Source organism: Acidithiobacillus sp. TH-A67 (assembly GCF_057473545.1).
In genome coordinates this window covers 1-18,566 of sequence record NZ_JBYCKU010000006.1, presented here as the reverse complement: position 1 = coordinate 18,566, position 18,566 = coordinate 1, and the positions used below count along the sequence as shown (strand labels likewise).

The window sequence follows — 18,566 nt, the reverse complement described above, 5'->3', positions numbered from 1 at the left end:
ATCCCCACCGCCAAGCGATGTTCGTGCGGGGCGGTAGACTGCCCAGGTTCGGCTATTTGTAACAACGCCATGCAAGCTCCTCAGCGCGAGTGGGCTTCAGGCGAAATCCCACCGCTCTTCGTATTGATCGATTTCTGCGAGAAATTTGCGCAGATACTGCCACTCCTGCAGGAGCGGGGCAATGCGCCCGGCCTCGGGCGCAGTGAAGGACGCAGCAAGCTGCTCCTCGATTTGTTTTTCCTCCGCATGCGCCTCGGCGCGCAGCCGCTCCAGAGCCGCCTGATCCCGCACGGCTGCGGCTTCTTCCAAGGCCTCACGCCGCTCCATCTGGCGCATCAGGACTTCTGGGTCGCGCAGGCTGCCCATCTCTTCGCCCAAGGCGGACTGGCCAAAGTGACGGGAAAAGAGGTAATCGCCGCGACGCAGCGGATCACTCAATACCGCCTGCGCCTCATTGAGGCGTGTCGTCCACTCCAGCGATTGCCGTTGCGTGCGTCCATCGGCCTGGGCAAAACGATCGGGATGGACAGCACGCAGACGCTCAAGTGCAGCCGAGCGCAACGCTGCCGGATCGATGACGAAGCCCTCGGCCAAGCCCAGGATGGCAAAGAGGGAGAGAGACGGATCGCAGGGCTGCAAGGCCCCACACTGCGGGCAAAGGGCCGCGCCCGACTCCATCTCCGCCTCGCAGACAGCACATCGGGTCATGTCAGACGGTAAAGCTCTCGCCACAGCCGCAGGTATCCTTGACGTTGGGATTGTTGAAGCGGAACCCCTCGTTCAGGCCCTCGCGAGTGAAATCCAGCTCAGTACCGTCCAGATACAGCATGCTCTTGGGATCGACGAAGATCTTGACGTCATCCTGTGCGCAGACGATATCTTCCGGCTGCGGCTGATCGACAAATTCCATGACATAAGATAGGCCGGAACAGCCACTGGTCTTCACGCCGATGCGAATCCCCTGTCCTTTCCCGCGCTTTTCGATGCTCTTGCGCACCTGCCGCACTGCGGCGGACGTCATCGTCAGTGCCATCGCTCCACCTTAGTGGGTTTCGCTGGAGCTAGCGCCGGACTTCTTGCGATAGTCCTCGATCGCCGCCTTGATTGCATCTTCGGCCAACACAGAACAATGAATTTTGACCGGTGGCAATTCCAGCTCTTCCGCAATCTGGCTGTTCTTGATGGTCATCGCTTCATCCAGGGTCTTGCCCTTCACCCACTCGGTGACCAGAGAACTGGAGGCAATGGCAGAGCCGCAACCGTAGGTCTTGAACTTGGCGTCTTCAATGATGCCTTGCTCGTTCACCTTGATCTGCAGGCGCATGACGTCGCCGCAGGCCGGCGCGCCGACCATACCGGTGCCGACACCTGCATCTTCCTTGCCGAATCCACCCACATTCCGGGGGTTCTCGTAATGATCAATTACCTTTTCACTGTATGCCATGATTTGTCTCCCGTTATCTCAGAATCAATGTGCCGCCCACTGCACGGAATTCAGGTCGATGCCTTCCAGGTGCATCTCCCACAAAGGCGAAAGCTCCCGCAATTTGCCGACCTTCGCGGCCACCAGGGCGATGGTCTCGTCAATCTCTTCTTCGGTGGTGTAGCGGCCGATACCGAAGCGGATGGAACTGTGCGCCAACTCGTCGGACTTGCCCAATGCACGCAGCACGTAGGAGGGTTCCAGACTGGCCGAGGTACAGGCTGAACCGCTGGACACCGCGATGCCCTTGAGTGCCATGATCAACGATTCCCCCTCGACGAAGGCGAAACTCAAGTTCAGGTTGTGCGGCACGCGATGTTCCATATCGCCATTGATGTAGACTTCGTCCACCCGACTCATGATGCCCTCAAGCAAGCGATCGCGGAGCTGCCGAATGCGCCGGTTGTCACTTTCCATGCTGCGGACGGCGAGTTCCGCGGCAGCACCCATGCCAACAATCTGATGCGTCGGCAAGGTACCGGAACGCATGCCACGCTCATGGCCACCGCCGTGAATCTGCGCCTCGATCCGCACTCGCGGCTTGCGCCGCACGTAGAGGGCACCGATGCCCTTGGGCCCGTAGATCTTATGGGCGGACAGACTCATCAGATCCGCCTGGATGGTCTCGACATCGACCGGGACCTTACCGAGCGCCTGCACCGCATCGACATGAAAGATGATCTTGTGCTCGCGCAGGATCTTGCCGATCTCTTCCATTGGCTGGATCACGCCGATTTCATTGTTCACGAAGAGGATGGAAGCGAGCACCGTATCCGGCCGCAGAGCTGCACGGAAGGCCTCGAGATCGACCAGACCATTTTCCTGCACGTCGAGGTAGGTGACCTCGAACCCTTCTCGCTCCAGTTGCCGACAGGTGTCGAGAGTTGCCTTATGCTCCGTGCGCAACGTCAGGATGTGCTTTCCTTTGCCAGAGTAGAAATGCGCGGCGCCCTTGATGGCGAGGTTGCTGGCCTCGGTCGCCCCAGAGGTCCAGACAATCTCCTTGGGATCGGCATGAATCGCATTTGCCACTTGCGCGCGAGCGTTCTCTACCGCCTCTTCGGCAGACCAGCCATAACTGTGCGAACGGCTTGCGGGGTTACCGAAGTTCTGCGTCAGGTACGGCAACATCGCCTCGACGACCAGGGGGTCGACCGGCGTCGTTGCCTGGTAATCCAGATAAATCGGCCGCTCCCGTACTGCCGGGCTTTGTACTACATCTGCCTGCACTGCACTCATATTCACCTCACTTCCCCATGGGCCGGACGTTGCTGACGCCCGCGCTCCGCCATTTGTATCGGCATAGAACCTTGCTGCTGCAACTTTTGTCGCTGTTCGCGAACCAGTTGCGCAAGGGTGATGCCACTCAGGAAACGGCTGATTTCCTCTCCCAGCGCTTCCCAGAGATCGTGGGTCAAACACTGCTGACCCTCACCCTTGCAGCACTGCACCGGATCGCCGCCGCAGTGGGTGGTGTTGATGGACTCATTTACCGCGCGGATGATCTCATCCACCGGTACATTCGTACCCGCTGCACCGAGGCGATAGCCACCGCCTGGACCACGCACACTCTCCACCAACCCCTGCTTGCGCAAGCGCCCAAAAAGCTGCTCCAGGTAGGCCACAGAGATCTGCTGACGCCGGGAAATATCCGCCACCGTCACCACCTCGTCCTCAGCATGCAATGCAAGGTCGAGCATGGCGGTTACCGCGTAGCGACCTTTGGTCGTCAGCTTCATCTCTGTAAACCTCCTGGTTGGGTAAGTATCCTACTATCCCTACTGAATTAGTCAACTATTCTGCGCGGGGGTTCCCTCACCCAGCGTTTCCGGGAAACACTCCGGGCTTTTCTCAATCTGAATGTCGTTTGCCTGGGGCCTCAGCTCGGCCAGTTGGGCGCGCAGCTCGGCCAGCTCTTTGTCCTGATGGTGCATGTGTTCGAGCATACACTCCACCGCCCGCGCGACGGGATCGGGCATCTGCCCGGTCAAACCGTAGGCCTCAAAGTGACGGTCATCGGCGCCGCTCTTGTTCACAACGCGCCCCGGGATGCCGACCACTGTCGCCCCCTCGGGTACGTCTTTCACCACCACGGCATTGGAACCGATGCGGGCATTGTCGCCCACCCGAATGGGCCCGAGCACCTTGGCACCGGCGCCAACAATGACACCGCTACCCAGGGTGGGATGGCGTTTGCCCGGCTGCCAGGAGGTACCGCCCAGGGTGACGCCGTGGTAGAGCGTGCAGTCGTCACCGATCTCTGCGGTCTCGCCAATGACCACTCCCATGCCATGGTCGATGAAGAAGCGGGCACCGATCTGCGCGCCCGGGTGAATCTCGATGCCGGTCGCCCAGCGGGCGATGCCCGAAAGAATCCGCGCGAGGAGGCGCCAGCGATGACCCCAGGCCCAATGCGACACGCGATAGAGCAGCAGCGCATGCACCCCTGGGTAGGTGAGGAGCAATTCAAAGCGATTACGCGCCGCTGGGTCGCGCGCAAAAATGGAATCGAGATCATCACGTAGAGACATCAATGTTCCTCAGGTGCTGTGCGCGTCGCCCAGCGCGAGATTTCCGTGAGGATACCGCGCAGGATGTCGACTTCATTGCGGCTTGGGTGAGCGCGATCAAAGAGACGGCGCAGGCGGCGCATCATGTGTTCTTCCCGGGGCGCCTGCAAAAACCCAGAGGCCAGCAACACCGTCTGCAGTTGGCCATAAAATCCTTCGCGATCGGCGACACTGGCCTCCAGTTCGGGCAATCCGTCCGCCACTGGGTTGGAAGACCTGCTCGCCATCTGTAGTTCATAGGCGATGATCTGCACGGCCTGCGCCAGATTGAGCGAGTGGTAGAGATCACCAGTAGGAATTTGGATCAGGGTCTGACAGAGGTCCAGCTCGGCATTGCTCAGACCACTGCTCTCACGGCCAAAGAGTAGCGCCACCGGCGCCTGCGCCGCTTGCGTCACCATCGCCAACGCCGCTTGGCGGGCGTCCAGCTGTGGCCACTGAATGTGACGATCGCGCGCCGTGGTGCCATATACGCGCTGGCAGTCGCCAATGGCATCCTGCAGATCTTCATGCACCTGCGCGTCCACTAGAAGATCCTCGGCGCCCGAGGCCAGAGCCGTGGCGTCGGGGTGAGGAAACTGACGAGGCCGCACCAGCGCCAGTTGGGTGAGACCCATGACCTTCATCGCTCGCGCCGTCGAGCCAATGTTACCCGGATGGCTGGGCTCTACCAACACCACGCGGATCTGCGGCAGCACGGCCGCACCGTGCAGGGTGCCCCGCTTTTCTCTATACTCGTCCATATCTTGAATTCCGAGCCAAGGTTGTCATGCAACATCCCATTCTTGTAACCGCGATCCGCGCCGCCCGCAAGGCCGGCGACATCATCAGCCGCAGTATCGACCGCGTCAACGAAGTGCGGGTCGCCAGCAAAGGCCCGCACGATTTTGTGACGGAAATCGACCAACGGGCCGAGGCGGCCATTGTCGAGATCATTCAACGGGCCTACCCCGAGCATGGCATCCTCGCCGAAGAGGGCACGCGCGTCGAGGCTGCGGAGTATGAGTGGGTCATCGACCCCCTCGACGGCACCACCAATTTCATACATGCCGTACCGAGTCTCGCCGTCTCGATTGGCGTGCGCCGTCATGGCCGGATGGAGCATGCCGTCGTCTATGACCCGCTGCGCAATGAGCTCTTCACCGCCAGCCGTGGCGGCGGTGCCCACCTCAACGATCGACGCCTGCGCGTCAGCCAGCGCAAAGACCTCGATGACAGCCTGATTGCCACGGGCTTCCCGTTCCGGGATTTCAGTTATCTCGACCAATATCTTTCCATCTTCAAAAACCTGATGCAGAGGACTGCCGGCCTGCGCCGCGCCGGTTCGGCCGCCCTCGACCTCGCCTATGTAGCTGCAGGTCGTTACGATGGGTTCTGGGAGTTCCACCTGAAACCCTGGGACATTGCCGCTGGTACCCTGTTGATTCAGGAAGCTGGTGGACTGGCCACTGATTTTCACGGCGAGCAGAACTTTTTCGAATCGGGAAATATCGTCGGCGGCAATCTACGCATTCACGCGCTGCTGCTGCAACAGATCCAGAAAGAACTGCCCGCTGCGTAGATCTCAGGCCGGGTCCTGCAGGCCCCGGCTGCCCACCCAATGGCGGGCGAAATGCTGCGCCACCCGGCCGCTGCGCGAGCCCCGTTGCAAGGCCCAGCGCAGGGCCTCTTCCCGCCATTCGTTTTCGCTGTCGTCATTGTTCAGCAACTGCAAATGCTGGCGTACAATGGCGAGGTATTGTTTCTGATCGAAGGGATAGAAGCCGAGCCAGAGGCCGAAGCGTTCCGACAGGCTGATCTTTTCTTCCGCCGTCTCGCCAGCGATGATCTCCTCGCCGTGGCGATGATACTCCTCGTTGTCAGAAAAATGGCGCGGCAGAAGATGGCGACGGTTGCTCGTGGCATAGAGCAAGACATTACTCGGGCGTGCTTCCACTCCGCCATCCAGCAGCGATTTCAGGGACCGATAGGCGGGATCGTCGGAGCCGAAGGAAAGATCATCACAAAAGAGCAGAAAGCGATATTTTTCTTCCGCATCCGCCTCAGCAATGGCAGCCAGGATCTCCGGCAAATCCAGAATGGCCTGACTGTCGATCTCCACCAGACGCAGCCCCTCGTCTGCGTAGGCATGTAGCAGCGCCTTGACCAGCGAGGATTTGCCGGTGCCGCGCCCCCCCCAAAGCAGAGCGTCATTGGCTGGCAAGCCAGCAACAAACTGGCGGGTGTTGGTCTCCAAGGTCTTTTTGATGTCCTCGATCCCCAAGAGGCTATCGAGGCGCGGCAGGTCCAGCCGCGCCAGCCCCTCCAGATGGCCGCCAAGGCGTTGACGGCGCCAACGCGCGGCCCGATACCGCCCAAAGTCGGGCAATTCCTTCTTTTGCTGCTGCCCGAGGGCCCGCAGCAACGGCTGCAACCACTCTTCCTGTTCCACTAGGCAAACTCTCCTACAGATCGGTACACTGGTATGCTCCACCCTACCCGTTTTGGTCTGTTCATGAAACTGTTGATCGATTTTCTGCCGGTGATCCTGTTCTTCGTCGCCTACAAGATCCACGGCATCTACTTTGCCACGAAGGTTCTCATCGTTGCCTCGGTATTGCTCATGCTCTGGCAATGGCGGCGCCAGGGTCGGGTGGAGAGCATGACCTGGATCTCGACACTATTGATTCTGATCTTTGGTGGCCTGACGATCTATTTTCATAATGACACTTTCATCAAGTGGAAGCCCAGCATTCTGTATTTTCTCTTCGCCGTCGCCCTGCTCTGGACGCACTGGCGCGAGACACCCCTGCTGCAGCGTCTCATGGGGGCGCAGCTGCCGGTCGCCCTACCCAATCACTTCTGGCGTCGACTGAACCGCTATTGGATTATTTTTTTCATCGTCCTGGCTGCCCTCAACCTGCTCATTGCCTACACCTTTCCGACGGCCATCTGGGTGGATTTCAAGCTCTTTGGCCTACTGATTCTTACCGTGCTCTTCGTGATCTATCAGGCGATCCTCATCAGCCGTGCCCTTCCCCCCGATGCCCTGCACGGCAAGGATTCGCAGTAAGCCGGCCTGTGCTAGACTGAGGCATTACTTTCGGGAGAACAGGCATGTATTACTGTATCATCGGCATCGACAATCCCAATTCTCTGGAATTGCGCAAACAAGTGCGCGCCGAGCATCTTGCCCGCCTGCATCAGTTGCAATCCGAGGGACGCCTGTTGAGTGCGGGTCCTTTCCCGGCCATCGACAGCGAGGAGCCCGGCGAGGCTGGTTTCACCGGCAGCCTGATCATCGCCCGTTTCGATTCCCTGAGCGACGCCCAACACTGGGCTGCTGCCGAGCCCTATCTCAGTCATGGCGTCTATGCCGACGTTAGCGTGCGTCCCTACAAGGTGGTGTTTTGATGAACAAGGAAACGATCGAAAATGCCGTGCGCAGCGCCCTGCAGCCGCAGGAGCTGGAAATCCGTGACCGCAGCGAGGCCCATGCCGGACATGCTGGAGCTACCAGTGACGGTGGTCACTATGAGCTGCGCATCGTGAGTGACAAGTTCACCGGCCTGAGTCCCCTTGCCCGGCATCGCTTGGTCTATGCCGCCGTTGATGGCATTGGTGAGAGCATCCATGCCTTTACCCTGCAAACCCTGACGCCCGAAGAAGCCCAGGCACGCGCCCAGAAGCGGCCGCAACGACGCACGATTTCGCTGCACTCCTAACGCTGAGGCGATGATCAAAAGCAGTTTCGTTCGCCATTTTCGCGAATCGTCGCCGTATATTCATCGCTTTCGCGGACAAACCTTCGTCCTCAATTTTGGTGGCGATGTCATCGCTGACGGCCACTTCTGGAATATTGCCCAAGACATTGCCCTACTCAACAGCTTGGGAATCAACATCGTGCTGGTCCATGGCGCCGGGCCGCAGATCGACGCCGCCTTGGAGCGCGACGATCTCAGTTCGCAGCGGGTGAATGGTCGTCGCATCACCACCGAGGAGGTCATGGAGCGTCTGATTCCGGCGGTCGGCGGTGCCCGCCTGCAGGTAGAAGCCATGCTCTCGGAAGGGCGTCTGGATTCGCCCATGGCCCACGCCGGATTGCAGGTGAGTAGCGGCAATTTCATCATCGCCCAGCCCATCGGTATCTTGGAAGGGATCGACTACCAGTATACGGGAGAGGTGCGGCGCGTTGCCGTCGAGGCCATCCATCGTCATCTCGCCGCCGACGAAGTGGTGCTGCTCTCCCCCATTGGGGTTTCACCGACTGGAACCCTCTTCAATATCCGCGCAGAAGATATCGCCGTGGCGACAGCAATCGCCCTGAAGGCGGCCAAACTGATCTTCTACGCCGACTTTCCGGGCGTGCTCGATAGCCGGGGAGAACTACTACGGCAGATCGTCCTGTCGGAGATCCCTGCCCTGCTGCAGAGTGAACTGCCGGAGGCCATCCGCGAGCATCTATTGAGTGCGGAGAAGGTCTGCCGCGCCAGCGTGGAACGGGTACACGTCATCCCGCGCAAAGAGGACGGAGCCCTGCTGCGCGAGCTATTCACCCGAGATGGCCTCGGGACGATGATTTCCCGCGATCCCTTCGAACACCTGCGTCCGGCAACGCGCAATGATATCCCCGGCATCATGTCCCTGATTCGCCCCCTGGAAGAAAGTGGCGTGCTGGTGCGCCGTGGACGCGAGCGCCTGGAGCGCGAGGTGGAACAGTTTACGGTGATGGAACGCGACGGCAAGGTGATCGGCTGCGTGGCGCTCTACCCCTACCCGGAATACGGGATGGCCGAGATCGCCTGTCTGGCCGTAGATGAGCAGTACCGCGAGGAGGGCCGCGGCGAGCAGCTCTTGGACTATGGCATCGCGACTGCCCGCAGGTTCGGTCTGAACGAGGTCTTCGTACTCAGCACCCAAAGCAGTCACTGGTTTCTGGAGCGTGCCTTTCGCCGTGGCAATCTCAAGGAATTACCCATGCCAAAACAGGCACTTTACAACCTGCAGCGGCGCAGCGGGATCTTTTTGCGCCGTCTGCGCGAGGAATAAGTGCAGCAACTGGCCTAGTCTGCGGTCGATGGCTCCACGATACTGGCCGCGTCCTCGCTTTTCTCTGCTGACACGTGGTTTCTCGCAACCGGCAACAATTCCAGCTCCCGATGATCGACGCGCGGGGTAGCCGCATATTTTCCGTCATAGCGGTAGACTACGGTACAGCGCTTGGCGACAAACCCCCCGCGCTCCATTTCGCTGGGCTCCAGATCGAATTCGAGGACGATGTCGCGACTGGGGAGATCGCCTACATCCAGCTCGCGCGGTAGATCGGAGATGTGCACAAAAGCCGAGCCATAGGGAGAGTCCTCCTGGCGCGTATCGGTCACCCAGAGATGGCTGCTCAGTTCGCGCTGGAAGCGGATAAAACCAAAGCCACGGTCTACCTCCCAGCGGCTGCAAATACCGCGTACCCGCGAACCAAACTCGCCCCAAGATACCTTGCCGTCCCCCCGCACGGGCAGCAGTCCGGGAATGAGATAACCGGAATAAAAGGCATCGGCCTCGTGTTGCAAGTGCAGGGAAACATTGCGAAAGCCCAGCACCTCTACCCGACAGCCGCGATTTTGCAGTGCCCGTACCACCTGTAAAAAATCGCCATCACCGGTCACCAGCAGCACCTGATCCAGGCGTTCCGACTGCAGCATGACATCAACGGCGAGATCGAGATCGGCATTTGCCTTGGCTACCGCATTGCCCTCGTCATCGGTAAACCAGCGCACCGGCTTCTCGATGATCTTCCAGCCCAGATCGCGCACTGCCTGCTGATAGGCGCGGATCCGGTCGCGATATTCACTGTCTACCCGGACCCGTTGCCCATCGACGGCCATATAGGTGTTGAGGCGAATGAGCTGTCCCGCCGTGCGGCCATCCCCACGCGCGGCAAAGCGGCGCAGGACGTCGTAGCGCATGGCATAGCCACCGTTATAACGTACGTTCTCGGCATCGACATAGACGCCGATCCGCAGGGAAGAATCCGTCAACTCAGGATTCCAGAATCGCGCCCATGGCGGCGTTGGTCACCAGCTTGCGGTAGCGGCGCAACCACGGCGACTTGAGAGGCTTTTCGACGGGCACCCAGCTTTCGCGCCGCTTTGCCAGTTCGGCATCGCTGAGCTGCACCTGCAAGCTACCAGCATCCAGATCGAGCTCGATGATGTCACCATCCCGCAGCAAAGCAATGGGGCCGCCCTCGGCCGCCTCCGGCGAGATGTGACCAATGCAGGCCCCCCGCGTAGCGCCGCTGAACCGGCCATCGGTAATGAGCGCAACGCTCTCGCCCAGACCCATGCCCATAATATTGGCGGTGGGCGTGAGCATTTCCGGCATACCGGGGCCACCCTTCGGCCCTTCGTAGCGAATCACCACCACCTGCCCGGGCTGCACCTCGCCAGCCAGGATCCCCTCTGCCGCGCTTTCCATGCTCTCGAAGATCTTTGCCGGCCCGGAAAACTTGCGCATGGCGGGTATTACCGCGCCAATCTTGACGATGCCCCCCTGCGGCGCCAGGTTGCCAAAGACCGCCCGCAGACCACCGGTGGGCGAGATTGGCTCCGTTGCCAGATGAATGATCTTGCTGTCGCGCACCTGCGCGCTTTCGACGATCTCGCGTAGACTCTTGCCGCTGACCGTGGGCTTGTCGAGATGCAGAACCTCGCCATTGCGCTTGTGGACTTCGTGCAGGATAGCGGGAATACCACCGGCGCGGCCAATGTCTTCGATATGCACGGTAGAGAGCGCGGGCGATATCTTGGCCAGATAGGCCACCTTCTGCGCCAGTTCGTTGACCCGGGCCAGGGGATAATCAATACCCGACTCCCGGGCGATAGCCAGGGTATGCAGTACCGTGTTGGTGGAGCCACCCATCGCCATGTCCAGAATGAAGGCATTGTCGATGGCCTCGAAGTCGACCAGCTGGCGCATGGTTGGCCCACCGGCGCGCACCAGGGCCATGACCCGCGCCGCCGCCTCCCGCACCAGATCGCGCCGCTCGCTGGCCGTCGCCAAAACGGTGCCGTTACCGGGCAAGGCAATCCCCAAGACCTCCATCAGACAGTTCATGCTGTTGGCGGTAAACATTCCCGAGCAGGAACCACAGGTAGGGCAGGCCTTGTCCTCGATCTCCTTCAGGCGCAGCTCAGTAATCTGTCCGCGCTTGAATTGCCCGACCGCCTCAAACGCCGTCACCAGATCGATGGGCGTGCCGTCATCCAGCTTGCCGGCCTCCATGGGTCCGCCGGAGACGAAGACCGTGGGAATATCGCAGCGCAGTGCGCCCATGATCATGCCCGGAACGATCTTATCGCAGTTGGGGATGCAAACCAGGCCATCGAGGTGATGCGCCTGCACCACCGTTTCGATGGAGTCGGCGATCAGTTCCCGACTTGGCAACGAATAGCGCATGCCATCGTGCCCCATGATGATACCGTCATCTACGCCAATCGTATTGAATTCGAAAGGGATTCCACCAGCAGCGCGAATTGCCTCCTTGACGATCTTGCCAAATTCCTGCAGATGCACATGCCCCGGAATGATGTCGATATAGGAATTGGCAACACCGATGAAGGGTTTGTTCATGTCAGCATCGGTAACTCCACAGGCCTTGAGCAAAGCGCGGTGAGGGGCTCGTTCAAAGCCCTTTTTGATTGTATCGGAACGCATCGGTCACCTCGAAAAATAGGGCTCGCGGGAGAGCCTTGCTGTGTTGATGGGGTCAGTATAGAACCCTGGGCACAAAAGACCAAGGCAGGCAGATCCGGTAAAGGAAGTCCGAGTTCAGGAGTCAGCAGCGACAGTCTGCAAGCTCCGCACATAGCGCTGCCAGAGATTCAGCGCCACGGCGAGCAAGACCGGTCCGAGAAAAATCCCCAGAAAGCCAAAGGCAATGATCCCGCCCAGCACCCCGAACATCACCAGCAGAAAGGGCAGATGCACAGCGGCAGAGATCACCCAGGGGCGGATCAGATTGTCTACCCAGCTGACCACCAGGGCACCCCACAGAAAGAGCCCGACACCAGCGTAGTAGTGGCCCTGCCAGAGCAGCCAGATGCTCGCCGCGCCCCATACCAAGGGAGTACCAAAGGGCATCAGCGAAAAAATCATGGTGACGAAGGTCAACAGCACCGGCGCCGGCATGCCACTCGCCCAGTACCCCAGACCCGCCAGCAGCCCCTGGGCGACGGCCGTGGCGAAGATGCCGTACACCACCGCGCGCAGGGTATTGCCGACCGTCGCCAGATATTGTGGGAACTGTGGCCCGAGGAGGCTCGCGAACACCTCCTGCCCCTGTCGCAGAAAGGTTTCGCCATGCCGGTAGAAGACCAGACTACTGACCCAGATCATCCCCAGGCTGCCCAACGCCTTCCCTAGTCCTCCTGCAAAAATCCCTACCCGCGCTGCCCAGGCATTCAGATTCGGGCTGAGCGCACCGGCGTGGAGGCTGTCCCGCCAGGCGAGAGGAAGGCTATTCCAGATCTTGGCAAACCACGGGCTTTTTTGGATTTCTGCCAGCGGATGCCAGTGCGCGTCGGCCGTACTCCAGCTCTTCAGCAAGGCTTGCAGTTCATGGAAGAGATGAAAACTCAGAAAGAGAAAAGGCAGCAGAAATACCAAGGAGAAAAAGAGCGTCATCAAGGCAGCCGTCGGCCAGGGTGGCAGACGTCGGCAAAGCCAGTGCCGTAGGGGCCAGGTGACATAGACGATGATCGAGGTCCAGGCGAGAACACCAAAGAAAGGTGCCATGACCCGCCACACCAGGAAAGCAAAGACCGCCAGTAAAAAACCAACAATGGCAATACGCAGCAGATCGCGAACCGCAAGATCCGCGAGGTGCATGGGGTTACCTGCGGGCGACGCCGCTATCCCGCGCTGCCTGCGCCACCGCAGTAGCGACAACGCTGCGCAGGCGCGGATCCAGCGGTTTGGGAATGATGTACTCGGGCCCGAACTGCAAGGTACCTGGCGCAAGATCATAGGCCGCATACAGCTCATCCGGCACCTCGCTGCGCGCCAGGGAGGCCAGGGCCTCTACCGCGGCGGCGAGCATCTCGGCATTGATGGCGCGGGCGCGCACATCCAAGGCTCCCCGGAAGAGGAACGGGAAACCCAAAGCGTTATTGACCTGGTTGGGCAGGTCGGAGCGCCCCGTGGCGATGATGGCATCCGGACGCAGCTCCCGCGCCCGCCAGGGATCGAGCTCGGGATCGGGATTCGCCAGGGCGAAGATCACCGGGCGCGGCGCGAGGCTGGCAAGCAACTCCAGGGGGATGGCACCCTTTACGGAAACGCCGATGAGCACATCGGCATCGGCGATCATATCGGCCAGGGCCCAGCCGTCAGGTGCCAAGGCGTGGGGTCGATGCCACTCACTCAAATCTTGTCGCCCCTGGTGCAAGACCCCGTGCACATCACTAAGATAGCAGTGCTGGGCACCCAGTTTTTTCAGGATACCGGCAATGGCCAGGCCCGCCGCGCCGGCGCCGACAATGGCAACCTTCGCCTTGCCGAGCTCTTTCTCCTGCAACTCCAGGGCATTGCGCAGGGCTGCCGCAACAATGACCGCCGTACCGTGCTGATCGTCGTGAAAGACAGGAATATCGAGTCGTTCCTGCAGGGCGCGCTCGACCCGGAAACAGTCGGGCGCCGCGATGTCCTCCAGATTGATGCCACCGAAGCCGGGAGCGATGGCGGCGATCACATCGATCAGATGCTCGGCATCGCGCGCCTCGACCTCGATATCAAAGGCATCGATGTCGGCAAAGCGCTTGAAGAGGACCGCCTTGCCCTCCATTACCGGCTTGCCGGCGAGCGCTCCGACCTTGCCCAGGCCAAGTACTGCGCTACCATTGCTGATGACCGCGACGAGATTCCCCTTGGCGGTGTAGTCGTAGGCCTTTTCCGGGTCGCCAGCAATCTCGCGCACCGGCTCGGCAACCCCAGGGGTGTACGCCAGCGTCAGATCTGCCTGGGTCACGCAGGGCTTGGACGGAACGACCGTTATCTTCCCCGCCGGCGCAGCAGCGTGGTACGCCAGAGCGCGATCGCGCAGGCTCTCGCTGGCCATGGAAGAAGCTTACTTACCGTACCGCTTGCGGAACTTCTCTACCTGCCCGGCGGCAGCAACCGTACGCTGTTTGCCGGTGTAAAACGGGTGGCATTCGGAGCACAGATCGATATGCAGATCGCGCCCTGCCGTGGAACGGGTCTTGAAGCTGTTTCCGCAACTGCAGGTTACAGTCACTTCTTCATATTTCGGCTGAATTTCGAGATTCATGGCTAACACTCTGGGTTTTCAGAAAGTGGCGGATTATAAAGAGAGATGCGCCGAAGGTCTAGGGCGGCTCAGCGATTCATGGAATCGAAGAATTCCGCATTGGTCTTGGTCGCTCGCACCTTGTCCAACAGAAATTCCATCGATTCCATGGGATCCATGGGTGCCAGCAGCTTGCGCAGCACCCAGATCTTGTTGAGAAGTTCCTGCGGAATGAGCAGTTCTTCGCGACGGGTACCGGACTTGTTCAGATTGATGGCTGGATAGACGCGCTTCTCGGCAAGGCGGCGATCCAAGTGCACTTCCATATTGCCGGTGCCCTTGAACTCCTCGAAGATCACCTCGTCCATCTTGGAACCAGTTTCCACCAACGAAGTGGCGATGATAGTCAGGCTACCGCCCTCCTCGATATTGCGCGCCGCACCAAAAAAGCGCTTCGGCTTTTGCAGGGCGTTGGCATCGACGCCACCGGTGAGCACCTTACCTGAAGAGGGCACGACGGTATTGTAGGCGCGCGCCAAACGGGTAATGGAATCGAGCAGAATCACCACGTCATGCTTATGTTCCACCAGACGCTTGGCCTTTTCCAGGACGATTTCGGCGACCTGCACATGGCGGGTGGCGGGCTCATCGAAGGTCGAGGACACCACCTCACCCTTCACCGAACGCTGCATCTCCGTCACTTCCTCCGGGCGCTCATCAATCAAGAGTACGATCAGATAGCATTCCGGATGATTACTGGTAATCGCATGGGCAATCTGCTGCAACAATACCGTTTTGCCGGTCTTGGGCGGCGCCACGATGAGGCCACGCTGCCCCTTGCCGATCGGGGAGATCAGATCGATGATGCGCGCCGAAGGCTCACCATAAACCATATGATCCGACTCCAGGCGCAGGGCCTCTTCCGGAAACAATGGCGTCAGATCATCAAAATTGACCTTGTTGCGGGTTGCCTCCGGCCCCTCGAAGTTGATGCTCTCCACCTTGAGCAAGGCAAAGTAGCGCTCCCCCTCCTTGGGCGGGCGAATCTGCCCGGAAACCGTATCCCCCGTCTGCAAGTTGAAGCGACGGATCTGCGAGGGCGAGACATAGATGTCGTCCGGCCCCGCCATATACGAGCCCGATGCCGCACGCAAAAAGCCGAACCCATCCTGCAGGATTTCCAGTACCCCATCGCCATAGATGGCATCGCCATTGCGCGCATGGGCCTTGAGGATATTGAAGATCAGTTCTTGTTTCTTCTGCCTGGCCGCCCCATCGATCCCCAGCTCCTGGCACAGGAGCGCAAGCTCCGTGGCCGATTTTCTCTTCAGTTCGCTGAGGTTGACCGAGGGAGCCCCGGGAACTGGAGTGAAGGACTCCTCCTCTTCTAGAAGAAGATCTTCATTGGGGAAAGATTTGGGAGAACGTTGCGGCTTGCGGCGGGGTCTTGGAGCATTCAAAGCTGGCTATCCAGAAAGGCGGTGAGCTGCGCTTTGCTAAGTGCCCCTACCTTGCTGGCCTCGAGTTTTCCGGCCTTAAACAGGAGCAGGGTGGGAATGCCGCGTATCCCATATTGCGGTGGCGTAGCGGGATTTTCATCGATGTTGAATTTGACGACCTTCATACGATCGGCGTACTCCCCGGCAACGTCCTCAAGAACCGGGGCGATCATCTTGCACGGACCACACCATTCCGCCCAAAAATCGACCAACACGGGTTTGTCAGACTGCAGGACTTCGGCGTCGAAGGTTTCATCAGATACATGGGAAATAACGTCACTCATTGGGAGAGAGCTCCTCTGCACGGAATACAGATCAGGAATTATGCCTTGAGATCAGGGATACGAGACTTGCACATTGTTGATGTTTACTGAGCCTATACCGCTTATGCGGCTTGATCAAGACTGCAACATCCTCCAAACAACCGACAGGGCTATTGTGGGGAGCCCGTCGTACAGAAAAATAGGTGGTATACGAACACAGAGATATCATAGCGATTGCAGCGCCCGAGTCAAATTTCCCAAGACACGGCCGGCAAGGCAAAGAATTCGCGCCCCCAGACGGCGGCGTATGCGGATCCTTGCGGTACCCGCTAGACCAGGACAGGCTTCAGATTGGCCGGATCGGACCAGCTTTCCTCGCCAGTCTCGACATGCCCCGCCAATCGCCAGCGATGACTGGTTGCACGGATTTCCAGGTCATACCAATGATGGCTTTGCGCCAGCGGCCAGGAAATCTCGCGCGTTTCTCCGGGCGCCAAGCGGATCTCGCGCGTGCCCAGGCCATAGGCCTGGTCGGCAACCGTCACCCTCTGCCCTTCTCTACCCCCGTTGTGCAGATGCAGATGGAGATCACCGCTTTTCTCCGGCCAGGCATCCACTTCGAGGGTGGAAGGCCCCTCTCCGGTAATTCGCCGCAGATAGCCATCCGGCCCATACACCGTCAGCGAGAGCTCCTGGCCCTTGGGTAGAGGCATGTCGTCTTCCAGGCGATCCCCGGCGCCGATGCTGTAGTGGTGTGGCAGATGGCTGCTGCCATCCCAATACGCAGTGCAGGCAACGCCTAGGGGAGAAGGGTTATGAAAGCGCAGCCGTACCCCATTCGCCGTTGCCTCCAGGCGCAGACGGGTGTCGTAGGCCAGGGGTCGGCGACGGCGCAGCCCTGCCTCCTGCGGCGCGATGGCGATCGGCTGTTCCTCCGGCACCACCGGCGCCGGCAGGGTCGATTCGTGGTGTACCGTTGCCACATAGTTCCGGGTACTGGGCAAAGACACAAAGCGGTCATCGGGGCGGGAGAAATCGAAGGCAGAAGTCAGATCCCCGCAGACTGCCCGCCGCCAGGGGACGATGTTGGGCTCGCTCACCCCAAAGCGCTTCTCGATGAAGCGGAGCACCGAAGTGTGATCGAAGACCTCGGAGCAGACATAACCGCCCTTGCTCCACGAGGAAATCACCGTCATCGGCACCCTTGGACCCAGTCCATACGGAAGTTGATCGGGGGTATACAAGACCGGCCAGTCGGGATTGATGCGATTGTGCACCATGCCCTCGGTACTGATCGTGGATTTGCCCGGGCGCACGGGAGTGGGTGGCTGGGGCGGCGGCACATGGTCAAAGAAGCCGTCGTTTTCATCGTAGTCCAGCAGCAGTACCGTCTTGCCCCAGACCTCGGGGTTGCTGGTCAGGGCATCGAGTACCCGGGCAATGTAGATGGCCCCATAGGCCGGCGGATAGGACGGATGCTCCGAATACCCGGCGGGAACGGTGATCCAGGAGACCTGGGGCAGGCGGTCCTGCAGCACATCCTCGCGCAGGGCCGCCACGCCACCGGGCAATGCCGCCCGTTGGTACAACGGCGAACTGCTGGGGGCGTCGGCGAAGGGCTGGAAGTAGAGCAGCGCATTTTCACCAAAGTTGCCCGTCATGGGGTTGTGATCGACCTCGTGCAGCCCCTCCTGATACACCCGCCAAGTAATGCCCGCCTTCTCCAGACGCTCGGCATAGGTCGGCCAGGTAAAGGGTTTGACCCCCTTGGTCCAAAGATGCGTGTCGTCATCGATATAGGGACCGCCGCCCTTCCCTTCCGGGTCGATAGAGCCGGTGAAGAGCATGCAGCGATTGGGGCAGGTGGGACCATTGATGGACGCAAAATAGTGGTCACAAAGGGTAAAAGCGTCGGCCAGGGCATAATGGAAGGGAACGTCCTGACGCAGAAAATAGCCCATGGTCATGTCGGTCTTGTTCAGGGGCCAGGCATTCATCAGCCCGCCGGCCACCGCGCCATGCTGCGATGCCCAGCTATGGTCCAGGTCCTGAATAAACTGCGCCGAGGTCTTCTGGGTGTTCAAATGGAAGGGCAGGACGGGACGACTAGGATCCGTCATCCGCCCCTGAAACCAGACCGGCTGACCACCGGGCAGGGTCAGAGGAAAACGATCGTTGTAGCCGCGCACGCCACTCAGATGACCAAAATAGTGGTCAAAGGAGCGATTTTCCTGCATGAACACGACGATATGTTCGACATCCTCGATGCTGCCGCTGCGATGGTTGGCCGGCAACAAGGCCGCCCGGGCGACGGTACTGCCCAAGAACGCGGTAAGGCTCGCCCCTACCCCCAGACTCTGCAAAAACTCACGTCGTTTCATGAGTGCTTCTCCTCCAGATGCGTGAGCGCGTACGCCGCTGCTGGATAATGCCAGGCCAGGGCCTGACGAAAATACGCTTCTGCCCGCG

Annotated in this window: 21 protein-coding genes; 5 read left to right on the top strand and 16 right to left on the bottom strand. The window is 60.0% G+C overall.

All coding sequences use genetic code 11. The annotated features are described in order from the left end of the window. Positions 1-96: 96 nt before the first annotated feature. From hscB to AC2VNM_RS01100, 7 genes are read right to left on the bottom strand one after another with little or no spacing between them, the layout of a single operon-like run. Positions 97-708, bottom strand: coding sequence for a Fe-S protein assembly co-chaperone HscB (gene hscB, locus AC2VNM_RS01130; protein WP_483167075.1), 612 nt, complete (start codon positions 706-708; stop codon positions 97-99). A 1-nt stretch (position 709) separates the two neighbouring features. Continuing rightward, positions 710-1,033 (bottom strand): iron-sulfur cluster assembly protein IscA, encoded by a 324-nt coding sequence (iscA, locus tag AC2VNM_RS01125; RefSeq protein WP_483167076.1) that lies wholly within the window; start codon positions 1,031-1,033, stop codon positions 710-712. Between the two features lie 9 nt (positions 1,034-1,042). Next, positions 1,043-1,444, bottom strand: a complete 402-nt coding sequence (iscU, locus tag AC2VNM_RS01120) for a Fe-S cluster assembly scaffold IscU (protein ID WP_215871065.1) — start codon at positions 1,442-1,444, stop codon at positions 1,043-1,045. A gap of 24 nt (positions 1,445-1,468) precedes the next feature. Then, positions 1,469-2,722 (bottom strand): IscS subfamily cysteine desulfurase, encoded by a 1,254-nt coding sequence (locus AC2VNM_RS01115; protein WP_483189845.1) that lies wholly within the window; start codon positions 2,720-2,722, stop codon positions 1,469-1,471. 2 nt (positions 2,723-2,724) lie between these two features. After that, positions 2,725-3,222: an Rrf2 family transcriptional regulator gene (locus AC2VNM_RS01110; RefSeq protein WP_483167077.1), complete on the bottom strand. Its 498-nt coding sequence runs from the start codon at positions 3,220-3,222 to the stop codon at positions 2,725-2,727. 51 nt (positions 3,223-3,273) lie between these two features. Continuing rightward, the gene (gene cysE / locus AC2VNM_RS01105; protein WP_483189841.1) at positions 3,274-4,014 is read right to left on the bottom strand and encodes a serine O-acetyltransferase; all 741 of its coding nucleotides are present in this window, start codon (positions 4,012-4,014) and stop codon (positions 3,274-3,276) included. Further along, positions 4,014-4,796 carry an RNA methyltransferase gene (locus AC2VNM_RS01100; protein WP_486912725.1) on the bottom strand — a complete coding sequence of 261 codons (783 nt, stop codon included), beginning with the start codon at positions 4,794-4,796 and terminating at the stop codon, positions 4,014-4,016. Before AC2VNM_RS01100 ends, cysE begins: the two co-directional genes overlap by 1 nt. A 26-nt stretch (positions 4,797-4,822) precedes the next feature. On the opposite strand from AC2VNM_RS01100, the gene AC2VNM_RS01095 reads away from it, so the two are divergent. Continuing rightward, positions 4,823-5,614 (top strand): inositol monophosphatase family protein, encoded by a 792-nt coding sequence (locus tag AC2VNM_RS01095; RefSeq protein ID WP_483189839.1) that lies wholly within the window; start codon positions 4,823-4,825, stop codon positions 5,612-5,614. A gap of 3 nt (positions 5,615-5,617) precedes the next feature. On the opposite strand, the gene AC2VNM_RS01090 is transcribed toward AC2VNM_RS01095, so the two are convergent. Continuing rightward, complete coding sequence (locus AC2VNM_RS01090) at positions 5,618-6,484, bottom strand: ATP-binding protein (RefSeq protein ID WP_483189838.1); 867 nt, start codon at positions 6,482-6,484, stop codon at positions 5,618-5,620. Positions 6,485-6,547: 63 nt separating this feature from the next. Here AC2VNM_RS01090 and AC2VNM_RS01085 point away from each other — a divergent pair, with 63 nt between their 5' ends. The 4 genes from AC2VNM_RS01085 to argA are packed head-to-tail and all read left to right on the top strand — an operon-like array spanning position 6,548 to position 9,081. Continuing rightward, entirely contained in the window at positions 6,548-7,105 is a 558-nt protein-coding gene (locus tag AC2VNM_RS01085; RefSeq protein ID WP_215871059.1) for a septation protein A, read from the top strand. Positions 7,106-7,149: 44 nt separating this feature from the next. Further along, positions 7,150-7,446 carry a YciI family protein gene (locus tag AC2VNM_RS01080; RefSeq protein WP_483167083.1) on the top strand — a complete coding sequence of 99 codons (297 nt, stop codon included), beginning with the start codon at positions 7,150-7,152 and terminating at the stop codon, positions 7,444-7,446. Next, positions 7,446-7,757: a BolA family protein gene (locus AC2VNM_RS01075; protein ID WP_483189837.1), complete on the top strand. Its 312-nt coding sequence runs from the start codon at positions 7,446-7,448 to the stop codon at positions 7,755-7,757. Before AC2VNM_RS01080 ends, AC2VNM_RS01075 begins: the two co-directional genes overlap by 1 nt. Before the next feature lie 10 nt (positions 7,758-7,767). Then, positions 7,768-9,081 carry an amino-acid N-acetyltransferase gene (gene argA, locus AC2VNM_RS01070; protein WP_483189836.1) on the top strand — a complete coding sequence of 438 codons (1,314 nt, stop codon included), beginning with the start codon at positions 7,768-7,770 and terminating at the stop codon, positions 9,079-9,081. Between the two features lie 14 nt (positions 9,082-9,095). On the opposite strand, the gene AC2VNM_RS01065 is transcribed toward argA, so the two are convergent. The 8 genes from AC2VNM_RS01065 to AC2VNM_RS01030 all read right to left on the bottom strand — a co-directional run bounded on the left by AC2VNM_RS01065 (position 9,096) and on the right by AC2VNM_RS01030 (position 18,478). Further along, entirely contained in the window at positions 9,096-10,067 is a 972-nt protein-coding gene (locus AC2VNM_RS01065) for an NYN domain-containing protein (protein WP_486912724.1), read from the bottom strand. Between the two features lies 1 nt (position 10,068). Then, positions 10,069-11,745 (bottom strand): dihydroxy-acid dehydratase, encoded by a 1,677-nt coding sequence (gene ilvD, locus AC2VNM_RS01060; RefSeq protein ID WP_483189834.1) that lies wholly within the window; start codon positions 11,743-11,745, stop codon positions 10,069-10,071. Between the two features lie 114 nt (positions 11,746-11,859). After that, complete coding sequence (locus tag AC2VNM_RS01055; protein ID WP_486912723.1) at positions 11,860-12,918, bottom strand: AI-2E family transporter; 1,059 nt, start codon at positions 12,916-12,918, stop codon at positions 11,860-11,862. A 4-nt stretch (positions 12,919-12,922) separates the two neighbouring features. After that, entirely contained in the window at positions 12,923-14,146 is a 1,224-nt protein-coding gene (locus AC2VNM_RS01050) for a malic enzyme-like NAD(P)-binding protein (RefSeq protein ID WP_486912722.1), read from the bottom strand. 9 nt (positions 14,147-14,155) lie between these two features. Then, positions 14,156-14,356 carry a 50S ribosomal protein L31 gene (rpmE, locus tag AC2VNM_RS01045; protein WP_483167050.1) on the bottom strand — a complete coding sequence of 67 codons (201 nt, stop codon included), beginning with the start codon at positions 14,354-14,356 and terminating at the stop codon, positions 14,156-14,158. 68 nt (positions 14,357-14,424) lie between these two features. Further along, complete coding sequence (gene rho, locus AC2VNM_RS01040) at positions 14,425-15,795, bottom strand: transcription termination factor Rho (RefSeq protein WP_483167051.1); 1,371 nt, start codon at positions 15,793-15,795, stop codon at positions 14,425-14,427. Next, the gene (gene trxA, locus AC2VNM_RS01035) at positions 15,792-16,118 is read right to left on the bottom strand and encodes a thioredoxin TrxA (protein WP_483167052.1); all 327 of its coding nucleotides are present in this window, start codon (positions 16,116-16,118) and stop codon (positions 15,792-15,794) included. Before trxA ends, rho begins: the two co-directional genes overlap by 4 nt. A gap of 308 nt (positions 16,119-16,426) precedes the next feature. Continuing rightward, positions 16,427-18,478 carry a phosphocholine-specific phospholipase C gene (locus AC2VNM_RS01030; RefSeq protein WP_486912721.1) on the bottom strand — a complete coding sequence of 684 codons (2,052 nt, stop codon included), beginning with the start codon at positions 18,476-18,478 and terminating at the stop codon, positions 16,427-16,429. Positions 18,479-18,566: the final 88 nt, after the last annotated feature.